This window comes from Ochrobactrum sp. A-1 (genome assembly GCF_022488005.1).
GTDB lineage: Bacteria > Pseudomonadota > Alphaproteobacteria > Rhizobiales > Rhizobiaceae > Brucella.
Genome location: NZ_JAKVQC010000009.1, coordinates 122,115 through 138,313 on the forward strand (window position 1 = coordinate 122,115; position 16,199 = coordinate 138,313).

Sequence of the window (16,199 nt, forward strand, 5' to 3'; positions counted from 1 at the left end):
CCGATGACAGAGATACATCTAGATCAAGCCGAGAAGCCGCAGTTTTATCTGGCGGAAGACCATCATCCGGAAAACAGCACGACGCTGGGCTTCTGGCTCTATCTGATGAGTGACTGCCTGATATTTGCTGTCCTGTTTGCCACCTATGGCGTGCTCGGTCGCAACTATGCGGCAGGACCTTCACCGGCAGATTTATTTGATCTCAATCTGGTTGCAATCAATACGGCAATGCTGCTTCTGTCGTCGATTACATATGGGTTCGCCATGCTGCAGATGCAGCGAGATGAGAAAACTGCAACATTGTTCTGGCTGGCCATTACCGGCATTTTCGGCGCAGCGTTTCTGGCAATCGAGATTTACGAATTCAGTCATCTCATTCATGAAGGCGCAGGACCTGGCCGTTCGGCATTCCTGTCCTCCTTCTTCACCCTCGTCGGCACGCACGGGCTGCACGTTACTTTTGGTATCGTCTGGTTGATTACGCTTATGTTGCAGGTCATGCGCCATGGGCTGATTGTCGAAAATCGCCGACGCCTGATGTGCCTTTCGATGTTTTGGCATTTTCTGGATGTTATCTGGATTGGCGTGTTCTCCTTCGTATATTTATTGGGAGTCCTCGGATGAGCGTAAATAGCCCACACCACGGAACCCAGCCCAGCCACCATCAAGACCCGCATGGATCAGGGGCAGGCGAAGTCCACGCGACTTTCAGCGGCTACATGACAGGCTTTGTCCTGTCGGTCATTCTCACAGCCATTCCGTTTTGGCTTGTCATGGGAGATGTGCTTGCCAGCAGGCAGCTAACCGCAATGCTTGTCATGGGCATAGGGGCTGTCCAGATCGTGGTGCATATGATCTATTTTCTACATATGAGCCCGACGTCGGAGGGGGGCTGGACGCTGATGGCGCTGATATTTACGCTCATCATTGTCGGCATCGCTCTGGCAGGCTCACTTTGGGTCATGCATCATCTCAACGAGAATATGATGCCCGTTACCCATGAAATGATGAAGAACATGCCCTAAACGGCGCTGTCTCGCTAAGTTGCCGCGTCTAGAATGGCCCGCAGCTTTCCATGGGTCGAAATGCCCCGCTCGTATATACGAGGCGAGCGCCTTCTTCAGGTCAGGCCAGAACGCCTCGAAATCGACAATCCGCCCAGTACGCCTTGAGCTGATCGCCAAGGGCGCTCAGACGCTTCAACTGATCATCATGTAAAAGCGACCGCATCAATGTTTGCGGGACGGCAACGGTTGGGGGCGCTAAAGTTTATGTAGAACAAGCTGCCGGCACCTATATGCCGGGCAAATGCTACACTATGACAAAGCTAGCAGTGGGTGTCGGCCGCGAAGGGTTTGGCTGGTATGGCACCGAACGGATCACCGCCAAGCGCGAATGGCCCGACTGGCGTCCACCTGCATCAATGCGGGAACACAGGCCCGACCTGCCCGCTCATATGGCTGGCGGTCCCGATAATCCGCTTGGTGCAAGAGCGCTTTATCGCATCCATGGCTCCAATAAGCCGGAAACCATAGGGACTGCCGCGTCGTCCGGTTGCTTTCGCATAACCAATAGTGATGTGATTGATCTTTACAAGCGCGCCCGGGTTGGCGGTAAAGTGAGAGTTTTCTGACAGAAGCCGACAGATTTCATGAAACTGTCCTCGGGAAGCTAAGGTATTTTCCTAGACACCGGACCCAACAATTGATCTTCCTATTCAACTTGATCGTGATTCACCTCCTTGTAGAGGAGGCGTTGATATGCATGATTTCTTTTGGTTCTCCGATGGGTACCGGATTCGCATCGAGCCTTTGCTACCAACGACGTGCACGGCAAGCCGCGTGTAGATTTACGCTTGGGCTAGTGTACGGATTAACTGTCTACGAAAACAAGATGGCCGGTGAGAAATGAATGTCTCACCGGCCACAACTTTGCTCAATAGGGCTTAGAACTTTACGCTAAGCTTGGCCTTACCCGAGTTCTGATTAAAGCTCGAACCATATTGGCCGGAATATTCAAGACCCAGCGTCGTCTGATTGCCCAGATCAATATCAAGGCCAGCCTTGATAATCGCGGTGTCCTTCGCAATTGGTGCACCGGCCAATTCAAATACCGTTCCGGCATCGAACGAGGCTGCTGTCGTCGGAATGGTATCGCCATAGGCGTGCTGCCAGCCAGCCGTACCGTTAAGCCTTGCATTCATACTGCCGAATACGACTGGAGCAGAAGCCCGAAGACCAATTGTGGTAAACGTGGTTGTCGCCGTTTCTTTTCCAATCCGGAGCGCGGCATTCCCGCCATGTTCATCGAACCGCCCAGTTTGCAGGCGCACCACCGCAACATTTGCAAATGGCTCAATCGCCGTTCCGTTCACATCAAAACGATGCGAGAGTTCGCCGAATGCCTGAAAGGTGTCTGCGCTGTAATCGGCATCAAGACTTTCTGAAAAGCCCGGGAAAGCGACAAGGCGATCAGTTTCGATCTTGTGCCAGCTATAGGCAAGACCTGCCTTGAGCGCAGTCGCGCTCCACTGGGTGCCCCCATAGATACCCAGATGATAGTTGTCACTGTGGCCAGACGAGTTGCGATCATTCACATCGAAACTGGTGCGGCTATAGCCCGCGAGAGCGCCCAGCCTCCAATTCTCGACGACTTCCGCGTCATAGCCTGCAACAAAGCCGCCCGTTGATTGCTTCAGCTTGCCAGCATTTCCATCCGCGCCGGTTTCACTCCACTGGCCAAGTGCCTGTCCCCAGATCGCGGCGCGCGGTGCCGAAACCTGCGATGAAGCCATGTCTGTTGCGACGGATGATGAGGCAGCACTCTGCCCACTACCGCCAAACGCCGCGTCAACGCGTTCCATGACGGCATTGCGAATGATCGAGCTGTCATTGATGATCGCAGTTCGCATCGATGCATGAACTTCACCTGAGAGTGCATTGAATGCGCGACGCGCATTGTCTTCGTTGTCCTGCATGACGACCGTGTCGTAAACAGCATTGCCAGCACCAAGCGCTTCGACAGCGACAGCTACCGACTTCTGATTGCCTGTCTTTGCCGTAGCAGCGAAGTCGATGTCGTTGCGTGCGATGTTGAGGTAGACTGCGTTGGGATCATAGGCCAGGCCAAGATCGACGAAAGGCATGTTCTGGCTCAAATCGCCAAACGTACCCACGATGCCGCCTTCAGCACTTAAAATGGTGTAGCTCTTGCCGGGCATATAGGTGCCGGCGGCTTTTTCTATATAGACCTTCGCGCCACCAAGCGTCGCCGTTCCACTCACATCGATGCGATCGCTTTTACCGGAAGCATCAATTTCCGCAACGTAAGTGGCTCCCGCATCAAAGGCCAGATTGCCATCGACCTTCAGCGTGCCGATAGAATTGCCCGGTGCGATGATACTGCCAGCGCCGGCATAAAGGCCTCCGACTGAACCTGCGCCAGCCAGATATGCGCCGTTTTCAACGCTGGCTGTGCCGACAAGGAATGCACCTGAATGGGATGCATCGCCAATGACCAGCCCACCTTCTTTCACAGTCGTGCCGCCTGTATAGGTGTTGGCACCATTCAGGACCAGAACACCAGTGCCGGACTTCGTGAGACTGCCAGTACCATCAATATTGCCGTCGAAACGGGTATTGGCGGACTGGTCCACGGTCAGAGCTGCCGAGCCGAGGCTCAATGTCCCGCCCTCGCCCATCAGCGACGACATGCTCACATTGAAATTGTTGAGATCGAGCTTGCCACCATTCACCGAGAAGGCCGTATTGTCGACGAATGCCCCGTCCACGCCAGCCTGAAGCACTCCGCCTTCCACCAAGGTTCCGCCCGTGTAGCTGTTTGCCTGGCCCAGAACGAGCGTACCGGCTCCGCGCTTGAGCAGCGCCCCCTCTCCTGTGGCTTGCTGCAGCAGCGTCACGCGGTTGTCTGCATCCGCGATGTCGATCCATCCAAGTCCCTCAAGGGACACGGTGCGATCCAGCGTTTTCATGTCGCTGCCCGTTATACGCAGACCGCCATCAATGAGACGCAGCCGAGCATCGGCATTGCCAAGAGCCGCATCTTCGCTGACGAGGATCGTCCCGCCGTCGGTGACAGCCGTTTCACCGATAAAGGAATGATCGTCGATACAATAGTCCTTGATGGCCTGCTGGAAGCGCGCATCCGTGCTGTCGCAGTTCAGCAATGTCTTCTTTTCGTCAAGCGTCAGATCGGTCAGAATCGGTTTGCCATTGGCATCCGAAATCTGGCCCAGATAGAGATCCCTGCGTTGATTGTTTCGGGTTAGAACAAATTCCTTGTTCTTTTCCGCGAAGCCGTAAGCATTGGCGCCCCAAACGAGACGCGTTTTGCTCGTTTCATTTTCCGAGTAAGTCTGGAGCTGCGGGCCAACCCATCGAAAATCATGCGCAACGGGTTCATGGTCGGAGATCGCTTCCGGCTGACGGCCCGGCCGAGTGACTTTTACGTCCTTGATCACTCCGGTGTAGGGATCATTGGGATCATCCACAATCTCATACCATTTTCCGAATGGCCGCGAGACGAGGAAATGATCGATCTTGGCACGGTCCCAGCTCGCCCAGGTATTGGTTGCGTCCTCGCCTGCCGACGGCCATGTGGTGCTGCCATCGTTGAGATCATGCGGCCTGAAGTCTTCGCGGACCGCATCCGTCTGGAGCAGCATGTACTGCTTCTTGAGCACATTCATCGTAACCGGCGTGTTGTTGGCAACCGCATAGGTTTCGTCTTGCAGCCCGACATTCTTCCCGGCCTTGTAGGCGGCGGAAAGAGCGTCGCCCCATTGCTTCCACGACAGGGTGTCGATGTCCTGTCCGACATATGCTTCCTGAATGACCGAACGCATCGTCTGCTGATCGGCGTTGAGAACATATTGCCGCGTCAGATCGCGATAAAAGGTGTTGCCGTCAGATTGCTGCATCAGTCTGATCTGCGCATCGATGTGATGAAGGCCGCGCTCGGAAACATCCCCCGCATTGAAGTCGCCCATGACCATGATCGGCTGGGTGGCTCCTTTTGCCCATGTGTTGAGGGCTTGGGCTTCATTCACGCGACCGGTCGATCCATCTGCATAATCGAGATGAACCGTGCCGATGAGTGTCTGCGGACGGGAGCCCTGGGCGTCCAGCTGAGTATAGCTGACATAGCGACCTTGCGTATTTCCGCCCAGATTGATCGTGCCGAATTTGCCCGGCAAACGGGAAATGATACCCACATCGCCGACCTGCACATTACCGTAAGTGCCGCGACCCGCAGTTTGAAGGAAATCCGGTATGCGCGTAACATAGGTACTACCGTTGACTTCCTGCATCCCGAGCACGTCGAAATTGGCTGCTGCCATAAAGTCCGCTGTCAATTCCGGGTTCTGTTTGAACTTGTTCCAGATGTTGATCGTCATGACGCGAATGTCATAGCTATCGGCTGCGCGCGCCGGAGCGGCAGCAATTCCTGCGACTGCGACACCGCATAAAAGCTGCGCAGTCAGAGCCAAAAGTTTTCCGTTGCGTTTGGTCGTCCCCGTTACCATCCCTCGGTCCTTTTCCTGGAAGATGCTTCCATTTCATCAATGTGACAGCCGGATTGATCATCCAACTTCAATCGATGCTGAAATGACAGAGTTCAATGTCACTTTTATTACATTTTACTCCCGACCGGGATGCGAGGACTCCAAAACCTGCGGTCCTTAATAGTAAATGTCATTAATATTACATTTTTATTCGCTAATCGATTCACCCAGATATTGCTATTTTAACCCCACGATTTCCTCGCCTCATTCAACCTGGAAATGAGAGATGGATCTGAGTGATCAGGCGCATAAGGACATAACGACAACCATGAGCGAACTTTCCGGTCCCGGTGGCAACAAGAAGGAAATCCGGCAGCAGGCGTTGTTGCAATGGATTGAAAACAGCCATTATGTTTCTCTTGAAGAGATCGCAGAACGGTTCCATGTCACCACTCAGACGGCGCGGCGCGACATTGCGGACCTGGAACATAGGGGCAAAGTCCGGAAACTGCATGGCGGCGTGTCGCAACTGACGCCACTCGATCCCGTGACCTACCGTCAGCGCAGACATGATCGGGCCGACGAGAAGGTGCGAATTGCCGAAGCTGTCGTCGCGCTCATTCCCGATGGCGCCACTGTTTTCCTCGATACCGGCACAACATGCGAAGCGATTGCCAATACCCTTATCAGCAGAGAGCGCCTGCATGTTGTCACATATAGCCTGCGATCAGCAGCCATTATCAGTGAGAAAACAGATTTCACGCTCGCTGTTCCTGGTGGCTTTGTTCGACCCATCGATGGCGGGATGTTTCAGGAAGATACACCGGAATTCATCCGACGCTTCAAGTTCGACTATGCAATCATTTCCGTCAGCGGCGTTGATGATGACGGTGATCTTTGTGACGACGACCATACGGAAGTGGCTGTCGTTTCAGCCGCATTGCGACAAGCGGCACACAAGCTGCTCGCAGTTGACAGCTCAAAATTTGGCAAACGAGCGATGGTCAGACTTGGATCGGTTCACGACATTACGACCGTGATCACCAATGAAATGCCTGCCCCTGCTCTATCAGCCGTTCTGAAAAAAGCCGCCGTTCATATCCATCTTGCTCCCGAACCTGACTGAAAATCAACCATATTCACAACCCGTAACTTTGGTTTGCCCGTCACGGTTTTATAATTGCGACATCCCGGATCAACGCGCTTGAGACAAAAGGAGTTTAAGTCGAGCAGATAGACACCGCAAACCAGCAAGAAAGCGCTATAGTTGGCATATTCTCGGGAAAACGCGGAGGCTCGCCTGCATCTGAACCAAGCCCGCCAATGATCAGAGCAGGAACCGCGACCGAAGGATAATCCTCGAGTGCTTCGCGCAACATGTCGATGCAGCCGACCACCAGGCTGACCCTGCTGCCTGCTGCTAGTCACAGCGCACTCGGAATCGATGAACGCACGTTCACCCACCGACAATGCCTAAAACGGAGTGGCTGCTTTCGACACTTCGGATGGTAGGTCCAACGCTGAAACGAACATGCAAAACTTCGACCGACTACCTCGCAACAATCTTATAATCTATCGCTTTCTTTCAGAAGCCAGGCCGATGTGATCTGTGCGGGCGTTGCGCCTTTCTCATCGGTGAATTTGACGAAAGACGCGGAGATGGTGCAGACGGGACACCGCTTGTCCCGTATTACGCTTGTCGGATGATGTGTTAGCTATCGCTGCCTTCTTCTGAGGCCAATACAACCGTCAATCCATTCCACTTTCTCAACAGACTTCGAGCTTTGTAGATCCGCCAATACGATATCTCGTAGCTCTTGCGGCATGTCTGCAGCCCGTGGATATTGTCCCTGTCGACTTATGTGCATCAGGAGCTGTTCACAGAGCGCCAATATTTCTCCATTCGCATTGAGCAATCTCATGAACACATGCAAACGCTTACAATCAGCATCGATCAGGGTCAGCTCTACCTGCAATGTTTCATCTGCATGGCACTCTTTCAGATAGCCGATACGGCTGTCGAGCGTGTAGAGCGTGGCCTTATTTGCCTCGCGATAGGTAGCATCGATGCCAATTCGATCCATATAAGCGGTCGCCGCATCAGAAAAAACAATGGCATAGGCATAGTCCCCCATATGCCCATTATAGTCGATCCAATTCGATGAGACTGTCGTGCTATAGGTGAATAAAGCGCCGTTCATTCTCACTTCCTCCGTTCAAACCAGGCATAGAACTCTCCGACGATACCTTTACGGAAGAGGATGACGCATGCCATGAAGATGAGGCCAGTGACGATTGTGACTGGGAAGTCGGATGTTGCGAGATAGTTCTGGAGGGCGACGACGAAGGCTGCGCCGACGATGGGTCCGATCAGCGTGCCGATGCCGCCAAGCAGCGTCATCAGGATGACCTCGCCCGACATCTGCCAGCCGACATCGGTCAGCGTTGCAAACTGGAAGACGAGCGCCTTCATGCCGCCTGCAAGGCCCGCAAGGCCAGCCGACATGACGAATGCGGCCAGCTTGTACTGATTGACGGAATAGCCGAGCGATATGGCGCGGCTTTCGTTTTCGCGCACCGATTTCAGGATCATGCCGAAGGGCGAGTTGGTGATGCGCCAGATGGCGAAGACCCCAAGCACGAACACGGCCAGCACGAAGTAATACATGTTCATCTGGTTGTTGAGATCAATGAAGCCGAACAGATATCCGCGCGGCACGCCCTGCAAGCCGTCCTCGCCATGGGTGAAGGCCGCCTGCAGGCAGAAGAAGAAGAACATCTGCGACAGCGCAAGCGTGATCATGGTCGAATAGATGCCCTGACGGCGAATGGCCAGATAGCCGATGACAAGGCCAAGCGCTGCGGCGGCAAGAACGCCGAGGATCAGCCCCACTTCCGGCGTCACGCCCCATTCCTTCACCGTATGCGCGGTGATATAGGCAGCGCCCCCGAAGAAGGCCGCATGGCCGAACGAGAGAATGCCGGTATAGCCAAGCAGAAGATTGAAGGCAGAGGCAAACAGCGCAAAACACAGCATCTTCATCAGGAAGATCGGATAGACCACGAAGGGTGCGGCGGCCAGTGCGATGATGGCGATGACGAGAATGACCGCCGACAGGCTGTTGATCGCAGGCTTGCGGGATGAAGCGGTGCCTTGGCTTGCAGCCGTTGCTTTAAGAGCGGTATCAGCCATATCAGGCCTCCTTCCCGAACAGTCCGGCGGGTCGCACCAGAAGGACGATAGCCATGATAACGAAGATGACGATGCTGGAGGCTTCCGGATAAAAGACCTTGGTGAGCCCTTCTGCCAGCCCCAGCACATAGCCGGTAATGATGGCGCCGAGGATCGATCCCATGCCGCCGACAACCACCACGGCAAAGACCACGATGATGATGTTGGAGCCCATCAGCGGGCTGACCTGATAGATCGGGGCCGCCATGATGCCGGCCACGCCTGCAAGACCCGCACCCAGCGCATAGGTGAAGGTGAGAAGCAGCGGCACATTGATGCCGAAGGCTTTGACCAGTGTCGGGTTTTCGGTGGCGGCGCGCAAATAAGCGCCAAGCTTGGTCTTTTCGATCAGAAGCCAGGTGCCAAGGCAGATGATCAGCGAGGCAACGACCACCCAGGCGCGATAGTTCGGCAGGAACATGAAGCCGAGATTATGCCCGCCCGCAAGCGAGGGCGGCACGGCATAAGGCTGACCGGCAGCGCCATAATAATAGCGGAACGTGCCTTCGATCACGAGGGCAAGGCCGAAGGTGAAGAGCAGGCCATAGAGCGGATCGAGATTGTAGAGCCGCGACAGGGCCACGCGCTCGATGATCGCGCCACCGAGGCCGACGATAAGCGGGGCGAGGATCAGCGCTGGCCAGTAGCCGATGCCAAGCCAGTTCAACAGCAGATAGCCGACAAAGGCACCCAGCATATATTGCGCGCCATGGGCGAAATTAATGATGCGCAGAAGCCCGAAGATGATGGCAAGGCCGAGACTTAGCATGGCATAGAAGGAGCCGTTGATGAGGCCGACCAGCAGCTGCCCGAGAAGTGCCTGCAAAGGTATTCCAAAAATCATTGTCATCGTGTCATACCCCCAGCGCTTCGTTGAGCGCCGCCATGCGGGCGGGCAGTTCGGCGGTGGGGAAGTTTTCCGTCACCACGCCATGATCCATGAGATAAAAGCGGTCGGCGACCTTGGCGGCGAAGCGGAAATTCTGCTCGACCAGCAACACCGTCATGCCACGTTTTTTCAACTCCACCAGCACATCGCCGATGCGCTGCACGATGACGGGCGCAAGACCTTCGGTCGGCTCGTCGAGCAGCAGCACCTTGACCCCGGTGCGCAGGATGCGCGCAATTGCCAGCATCTGCTGTTCGCCACCCGAAAGCTTGGTGCCGGGGCTGTTACGGCGCTCATGCAGATTGGGAAAGAGTTCGTAGATTTCGTCAAGCGACATCGTGCCCTGACTGCCTTTGGCGACGACAGGCGGCAAAAGCAGGTTTTCATGCACGCTGAGCGAGGCGAAGATGCCGCGTTCTTCCGGCACGAAGCCCAGACCCGCATGGGCGATGCGGTGCAAGGGCACGCGCATGATATCCCGACCGTCCAGCGTGATCGTGCCGGTACGCTTGCGGATGATGCCCATGATGGCGCGCAGCGTCGTCGTCTTGCCGACGCCGTTGCGGCCCAGAAGCGTGATGGTTTCGCCCGGCCAGATGTCGAGATCGACGCCATGCAGGGCATGGCTTTCGCCATACCAGGCATTCAGTCCGCGCACGGACAGGAGCGGTTGGCCTTTATTCATGTTCGGTTCCCATATAGGCGGTGCGCACGCGCTCGTCCTTCGAGACGTCGGCATAGCTGCCGGAGGCGAGGATCTCGCCGCGTTGCAGCACCGTGACATGGTGGGCGATATCGGCCACCACCTTGAGATTGTGTTCCACCATCAGCACGGCGCGATCCTTCGCGACATCGGCAATGAGGGCGGCGATGGTGTGGACGTCTTCATGGCCCATGCCGGCCATCGGCTCATCGAGCAGCAGCACTTTCGGATCGAGCGCCAGTGTGGTGGCGATTTCCAGCGCGCGCTTGCGGCCATAGGAGAGATCGGCAGCCAGTGCATGACGGGCATCGGCAAGGCCGACGCGTTCCAGAAGCTCGATGGCTCTCGCGTCCAGCCGGTCCAGCGCCGAGAGCGCACGCCAGAATTGCGTGGCAAGGCCATTCGGGCGCTGCAACGCCACCTTGACGTTTTCCAATACGGTCAGATGCGGGAAGGTGGCCGAAATCTGGAACGAGCGCACCAATCCCATCCGCGCTACTTTGGCCGGATCGGTTTTGGTGATCGTTTCGCCCAGAAGCGTGATCTCGCCGCTTGTCGGCTGCAAAAACTTGGTCAGGAGATTGAACACCGTCGTCTTGCCAGCCCCGTTCGGGCCGATCAGCGCATGAACACGGGCATGTTCCACATCAAGATCGACATTCTTCACCGCGTAAAAGCCGCCAAACGACTTGCCAAGTCCCCGCGCCGACAAAACATGACGCCCAGAACCCTGCCGCGAATTATCCGAACCAGACGGCCCTGCCTCACGCAGAGCCGCATCTATCACAGTCGAAGCTTCCATCCAATCAGCCTCTTACTGCTTTACCAATGGACAGCTGCCCTTATCGAGCGGACGGAACGCTTCGTCGCCCGGAATGGTGCGCAGAACTTTGTAATAGTCCCATGGTCCTTTGGATTCCTCAGGAGATTTGACCTGAACAAGATACATGTCGTGTACCATACGACCGTCTGCACGCAGCTTCGCATTGCGGGCGAAGAAGTCGTTGATATCCATCGTGCGCATCTTGTCGAGCACTACCTTGCCACTGGTGGACTTTGCCGCCTCCGACGCCTTGAGATAATTCATGACAGCCGAATAAACGCCAGCATGAACCATCGTTGGCATTTTGCCGTTCATTCGTTCGCCGAACCGCTTCGACCAGGCGCGGGTTTGATCATCATAATCCCAGTAAAAGCCGGTAGTGAGTGTCAGGCCTTTTGCCGTTTCAAGGCCGACACTATGGACGTCGGAGAGAAACAGCAGCATGCCCGCGATCTTCTGGCCGCCCTGAGTAATGCCATATTCATTGGCTTGCTTGAGAGCCGTCATCGTATCGCCCGACGAGTTGGCAAGAGCGATCACGTCAGCGCCCGATGCTTGCGCCTGAAGCAGGAAAGATGAGAAGTCAGTGGTTTCACGTGGGTGACGAACAGAGCCCACAACTTCACCGCCGCTTGCCTTGACAGCTTCTGTCGTATCCCGTTCCAGGGCATGACCGAAGGTATAGTCAACGGTAATGAAGTACCACTTCTTGCCACCTTCCTGCGTCATCGCGCGACCGGTGCCATTGGCAAGCGAATACGTATCCCAAGTCCACTGCGCCGTCGTTGGCGAGCAGGCTTTGCCCGTCAGGTCCGAGGAACCTGCGGTGGATGCCAGAAAAGCTACGTCCTTGTCGCGCGTGATTTCTTGAACTGCCATGGCGACCGACGATGTCGGCACATCGATAATGGCTTTGACATTCTTCTCGTCAATCCAGCTGCGCGCCAGCGTGGAACCGATATCCGGCTTGTTCTGATGATCGCCGACGATGACTTCGATGGACTCCCCATTCAACTTGCCCCCGAAATCCTCGACGGCCATCTTGGCCGCAACGACTGAGCCTTCGCCAGCAAGATCGAAATTCATGCCGGACATGTCCGTCAGCACACCCAGTCGAACTGGCTCCGCCAAAGCCGGGCTCGCAAGCATCATTGCGGCAAATGCACCCGAAAGCATCATTGATTTCATTGTCATGGTTTTCCTCCTCCCAAATAATAACGGTGTCAGCCCGACTGGCTGTTACTTTCTGCAATCAGCCTCGCCAGATAGAACTGGTCTGCTTCATAGGGCGCAGCCCAATTGGCGCGGTGTTCTTGATCAATGGCCCTCTTGGTCATCCGCAGGGCTAAAGGCGGGCATTCCGCAATTGTCTGCGCGAAGAGTTTTGCAGCTTCGACCGCGCCACCCGCAGGCGCAATCTTGTCGCAAAGCCCCATATTGAGCGCGTCCTGCTCGCCGATCCGCTCATTGGCGAAAAGCGCGCGCTTGGCACGTGTCGGACCGATAAGCGACGACAGGAGGGGCAAACCGCCCCAACCCAGCGTCATGCCCAGACGGACTTCGGGAAACTGAAAGAATGCGCCGTCAGCCATAACGCGAAAATCAGCAGCCAACGCGAGAATGCCGCCGCCACCAACAGCTGGGCCTTCGACCGCTGCGATGGTGATCTGCGGCAACAACCGCCATCGATCACACATGACACCGCCGAGCGACATAGCCGCGTGACGAGAAACGGCGTCCGCATTGTTGCGCCACAGATTATCGTCCTTCAGATCGACACCACCCGAAAAGCGACTTTCGGTGCCAGTAATAATAACGACCTGAACCGTGTCATCCGCCGATAACTCATCCGCCGCTTCTATGAGCGCCTTGATCGCTTCTTCATTGAGAGCATTGGCCTTGCCGCCACGGTCATAGCGCGCCACCGCAATCGGTCCTTCGCGCTGGATATCGACTATGGCCATTTCCATCCTCCCAATTGTTTTCGCTTTGACATACTACCGAGTATGTTGCATATTCCAAATAGGTTTGCAACTGCCCTCTTTTGAGGTTTAGGTGCGGCCCGGGTAGGAGGAATTCAGAATATGACGCCAGACCAGCGTGCGCTCGACCGCAACCATTCCGTGTTGCGATATCTTCTCGATCAATATGCAGCGGAGCGCCCCACAGCACCATTCGTGCATTTTTGGCCATCGACCGAATGGGATTACAAAACGACCCGGGACCGCGTTCGCCAGCGTGCGGCGACATTGAAATCCCACGGCGTGAAACGCGGCGATCACGTCCTTTGTTTTATGGGCAACGGGCCGGACCTACTCACCACCTGGTTCGCCATCAATTACATCGGCGCGGTCTATGTGCCGATCAACACCGCAGCCCTCGGTCGCCCGCTGGAACATATTCTGGATGACGCGGATGCGCCACTGATGGTCGCGCACGCCGATCTGGTAGAACGATTGCAGGAGGTCGCTCCGGGCAAACTGCGTAAAGTCTTGGTGGTCGAAGGTGTCGTAAACCACGCCATCTCTGGCGTGGAAATCCTGCCTTTGACTGACGTAGAAACCGTCAGCGAAACCGAACTCGTTCTCGACACGCCGATTGAGCCATGGGACACGCTTGCCATCATGTACACGTCGGGTACGACGGGCAATGCCAAGGGTGTCGTGACCTCTTATGTGCAGCTTTATACGATGGGGCCAGACGCCTTTGATTGCGTCGATGAAACGGACCGTTGCATGATCTGCAGTCCGATCTTTCATTGCGGTTCCACGCTCTATGTCTATGCAATGCTGGCGCGCGGACTATCGATTGGTATCATGCGCGAGTTCAAAACACAGCACTTCTGGCAAGCAGTGCGGGAAACAAACTCGACCTACTGTCTGTTGCTGGGTGTGATGGCCAGTTTTCTCTTAAAACAGCCGGTTTCATCGGATGATCGCAACCACCCGCTGCGTCGTGCCTTCATCACGCCATTTGGCGAAGACGGTCCATTATTCGCCGAGAGATTTGGCGTGGAGGCATGGACCATCTACAACATGACCGAAATCGCCAGTCCGCTTGTTGCCGGTCCCGGCATTACCCAAAAGGGCATCGCGGGGAAGCCGCGCCCCTGGTATCAGTTGCGTGTCGTCGACGAAAACGACATCGAAGTGCCGGATGGCACAGCTGGTGAACTTGTCATTCGCTCCGACCGTCCATGGGCTTTGATGAAAGGCTATTACAACAATCCGAAAGCCACCGTGGAAGCCATGCGCAATGGCTGGTTTCACACCGGGGACAGCTTTCGCAAGGACGAAAACGGCGTTTATTTCTTCGTTGATCGTCTGAAAGATGTCATTCGGCGACGCGGCGAAAATATCTCGTCTTTCGCGTTGGAGGCCGAAGTCCTTTTTCACGACAGCGTCAAAGAATGCGCGGCTATCGCAGTACCAAGTGAATTGAGCGAAGATGAAGTCCTGATCGCCGTGACGCCGGTGGACGGACAAGAAATTGTCGCCGAAGAGTTGCTGGATTTTCTTGCAGGCCGCCTACCCCGCTTTATGGTGCCGCGCTATGTGCGGATTTTGGAATCTCTTCCGAAGACATCGAGCGGTAAAATCCAGAAGCATATTTTGCGCAGCGAAGGGGTTACCGGAAACACGATCGATCGCGAGCTGAAGGTGAAGCGCGCAAGTTGATTTGCAGAAGCGCGACACCGATAAATCGAAAGAACTGAACACATGGAAAATTTCGTTTTCAACACAACGCCATCCATCGTGCTGCAGACCGGTGGTCTGGCGAAGATCGCCGATATTGCTGGGCACCTGTTGGGCAAGCGCGTTGTGATCGTGACTGACAAGGGATTGCGCAAGCTCGGACTTCTGGACCCTGCAATCAATGCGCTGGAACAGGCAGACATTGCCGTTTCGATCTTTGACGACGTGCAGGCTGATCCGCCAGAAAGCAATGTTCTCGCGTTGAAAGATCACATCCTGGCGCATGAAGCGACAGGCGTCCTCGCCATTGGCGGCGGCTCCTCAATGGATGTTGCAAAGGTTGCAGCCCTGATCGCAAAGAGCGGTGAAACGCTCAACGACATTTACGGCGTCAACATAGCGCACGGTCCGCGTCTCCCGCTTGTTCTGGTGCCGACAACAGCGGGCACCGGGTCAGAAGTCACACCGATTTCGATCATCACCACGGGTACATCGGAAAAGAAGGGCGTCGTTTCTCCGCTCCTGCTGCCGGACATGGCAATCCTCGACGCGGATTTGACCGTGGGTCTGCCAGCAGCGGTAACTGCCGCCACCGGCATCGATGCGATGGTGCACGCCATCGAGGCCTATGCGTCAGCGTCTGCCAACAACAATCCCCTGTCGCGCTCATTGGCACGCAACGCCCTGCAATTGCTTGGCTCCAATATCCGCACAGCGGTCTTTGATGGCCAAAACCGCGATGCACGGGCTGCCATGCTGCTTGGCTCGTTGCTTGCCGGTCAGGCCTTTGCCAATTCTCCGGTGGCTGCGGTTCATGCACTCGCCTATCCAATTGGCGGGCATTTCCATGTTCCGCACGGCCTGTCCAATGCGCTCGTGCTTGCGCATGTATTGCGTTTCAACCTGCCGGAAGCGAGCCATATCTACGCGGAAATTGCAGCGGATGTTTTCCCGGAACTTGGCGCCGTGTCGGCGGAGAAGCGCGCTGAAGCCTTTGTCGAAAAGCTCGCAGATCTCAGCCGTGAGCTTGGCGTACCGCAGACATTGCGTGAGGTGAATATTACCGAAGATGATCTGCCCCTGCTTGCGCGCGACGCCATGAAACAGACCCGCCTTCTGGTCAACAATCCGCGCAAGGTAACCGAGGCCGACGCTCTCGCGATCTATAAGGCCGCATATTGATCAAGCCTCAACTGGGATCAAAAAAAGGCCGGTTAAACCGCCCTCAGACTGCTGACAAACCCCTGGCTCTAACCAGGGGTTTGTGATTCTCATGTCCGTTTTCAAGGGTTACGGCATAGGTTTTCGCTTCGCTTTTTCAGCGCAGAGAGTA

Annotated in this window: 13 protein-coding genes and 1 pseudogene; 6 read left to right on the forward strand and 8 right to left on the reverse strand. The window is 55.6% G+C overall.

The window, feature by feature from the left end:
- Positions 1–3: 3 nt before the first annotated feature.
- The 3 genes and pseudogenes from cyoC to MKS82_RS27895 all read left to right on the forward strand — a co-directional run.
- Positions 4–624, forward strand: a complete 621-nt coding sequence (gene cyoC, locus MKS82_RS27885; protein ID WP_176038488.1) for a cytochrome o ubiquinol oxidase subunit III — start codon at positions 4–6, stop codon at positions 622–624.
- Entirely contained in the window at positions 621–1,025 is a 405-nt protein-coding gene (gene cyoD, locus MKS82_RS27890; RefSeq protein ID WP_151648956.1) for a cytochrome o ubiquinol oxidase subunit IV, read from the forward strand. Before cyoC ends, cyoD begins: the two co-directional genes overlap by 4 nt.
- A 308-nt stretch (positions 1,026–1,333) precedes the next feature.
- A pseudogene (locus MKS82_RS27895) lies at positions 1,334–1,633 on the forward strand (L,D-transpeptidase); the annotation flags it as partial.
- A 312-nt stretch (positions 1,634–1,945) separates the two neighbouring features.
- Here the strand turns inward: MKS82_RS27895 and MKS82_RS27900 are convergent.
- Entirely contained in the window at positions 1,946–5,545 is a 3,600-nt protein-coding gene (locus tag MKS82_RS27900) for an autotransporter domain-containing protein (RefSeq protein ID WP_240579566.1), read from the reverse strand.
- 265 nt (positions 5,546–5,810) lie between these two features.
- Here MKS82_RS27900 and MKS82_RS27905 point away from each other — a divergent pair, with 265 nt between their 5' ends.
- Positions 5,811–6,650: a DeoR/GlpR family DNA-binding transcription regulator gene (locus MKS82_RS27905; RefSeq protein ID WP_125302998.1), complete on the forward strand. Its 840-nt coding sequence runs from the start codon at positions 5,811–5,813 to the stop codon at positions 6,648–6,650.
- Between the two features lie 589 nt (positions 6,651–7,239).
- Here the strand turns inward: MKS82_RS27905 and MKS82_RS27910 are convergent.
- Genes MKS82_RS27910 through MKS82_RS27940 form a run of 7 tightly spaced genes read right to left on the reverse strand, consistent with a single transcriptional unit; the run spans position 7,240 to position 13,135 of the window.
- A complete protein-coding gene (locus MKS82_RS27910; protein ID WP_151558594.1) occupies positions 7,240–7,725 on the reverse strand; it encodes a thioesterase family protein in 486 nt (161 codons plus the stop codon).
- Positions 7,726–7,727: 2 nt separating this feature from the next.
- Entirely contained in the window at positions 7,728–8,717 is a 990-nt protein-coding gene (locus MKS82_RS27915) for a branched-chain amino acid ABC transporter permease (protein ID WP_125303004.1), read from the reverse strand.
- 1 nt (position 8,718) lies between these two features.
- A complete protein-coding gene (locus MKS82_RS27920) occupies positions 8,719–9,606 on the reverse strand; it encodes a branched-chain amino acid ABC transporter permease (RefSeq protein WP_240579567.1) in 888 nt (295 codons plus the stop codon).
- 4 nt (positions 9,607–9,610) lie between these two features.
- Positions 9,611–10,330 (reverse strand): ABC transporter ATP-binding protein, encoded by a 720-nt coding sequence (locus tag MKS82_RS27925; RefSeq protein ID WP_240579568.1) that lies wholly within the window; start codon positions 10,328–10,330, stop codon positions 9,611–9,613.
- Complete coding sequence (locus tag MKS82_RS27930; protein ID WP_240579569.1) at positions 10,323–11,150, reverse strand: ABC transporter ATP-binding protein; 828 nt, start codon at positions 11,148–11,150, stop codon at positions 10,323–10,325. The genes MKS82_RS27925 and MKS82_RS27930 overlap by 8 nt, the downstream gene beginning before the upstream one ends.
- Before the next feature lie 12 nt (positions 11,151–11,162).
- On the reverse strand, positions 11,163–12,365 hold the full coding sequence (locus MKS82_RS27935) for an ABC transporter substrate-binding protein (RefSeq protein WP_125303013.1): 1,203 nt from the start codon (positions 12,363–12,365) through the stop codon (positions 11,163–11,165).
- Between the two features lie 29 nt (positions 12,366–12,394).
- Positions 12,395–13,135, reverse strand: coding sequence for an enoyl-CoA hydratase/isomerase family protein (locus tag MKS82_RS27940; RefSeq protein WP_078341174.1), 741 nt, complete (start codon positions 13,133–13,135; stop codon positions 12,395–12,397).
- Positions 13,136–13,255: 120 nt separating this feature from the next.
- Here MKS82_RS27940 and MKS82_RS27945 point away from each other — a divergent pair, with 120 nt between their 5' ends.
- Positions 13,256–14,848 (forward strand): AMP-binding protein, encoded by a 1,593-nt coding sequence (locus MKS82_RS27945; RefSeq protein WP_240579570.1) that lies wholly within the window; start codon positions 13,256–13,258, stop codon positions 14,846–14,848.
- Between the two features lie 42 nt (positions 14,849–14,890).
- Positions 14,891–16,048 (forward strand): iron-containing alcohol dehydrogenase, encoded by a 1,158-nt coding sequence (locus MKS82_RS27950; protein ID WP_125303018.1) that lies wholly within the window; start codon positions 14,891–14,893, stop codon positions 16,046–16,048.
- Positions 16,049–16,199: the final 151 nt, after the last annotated feature.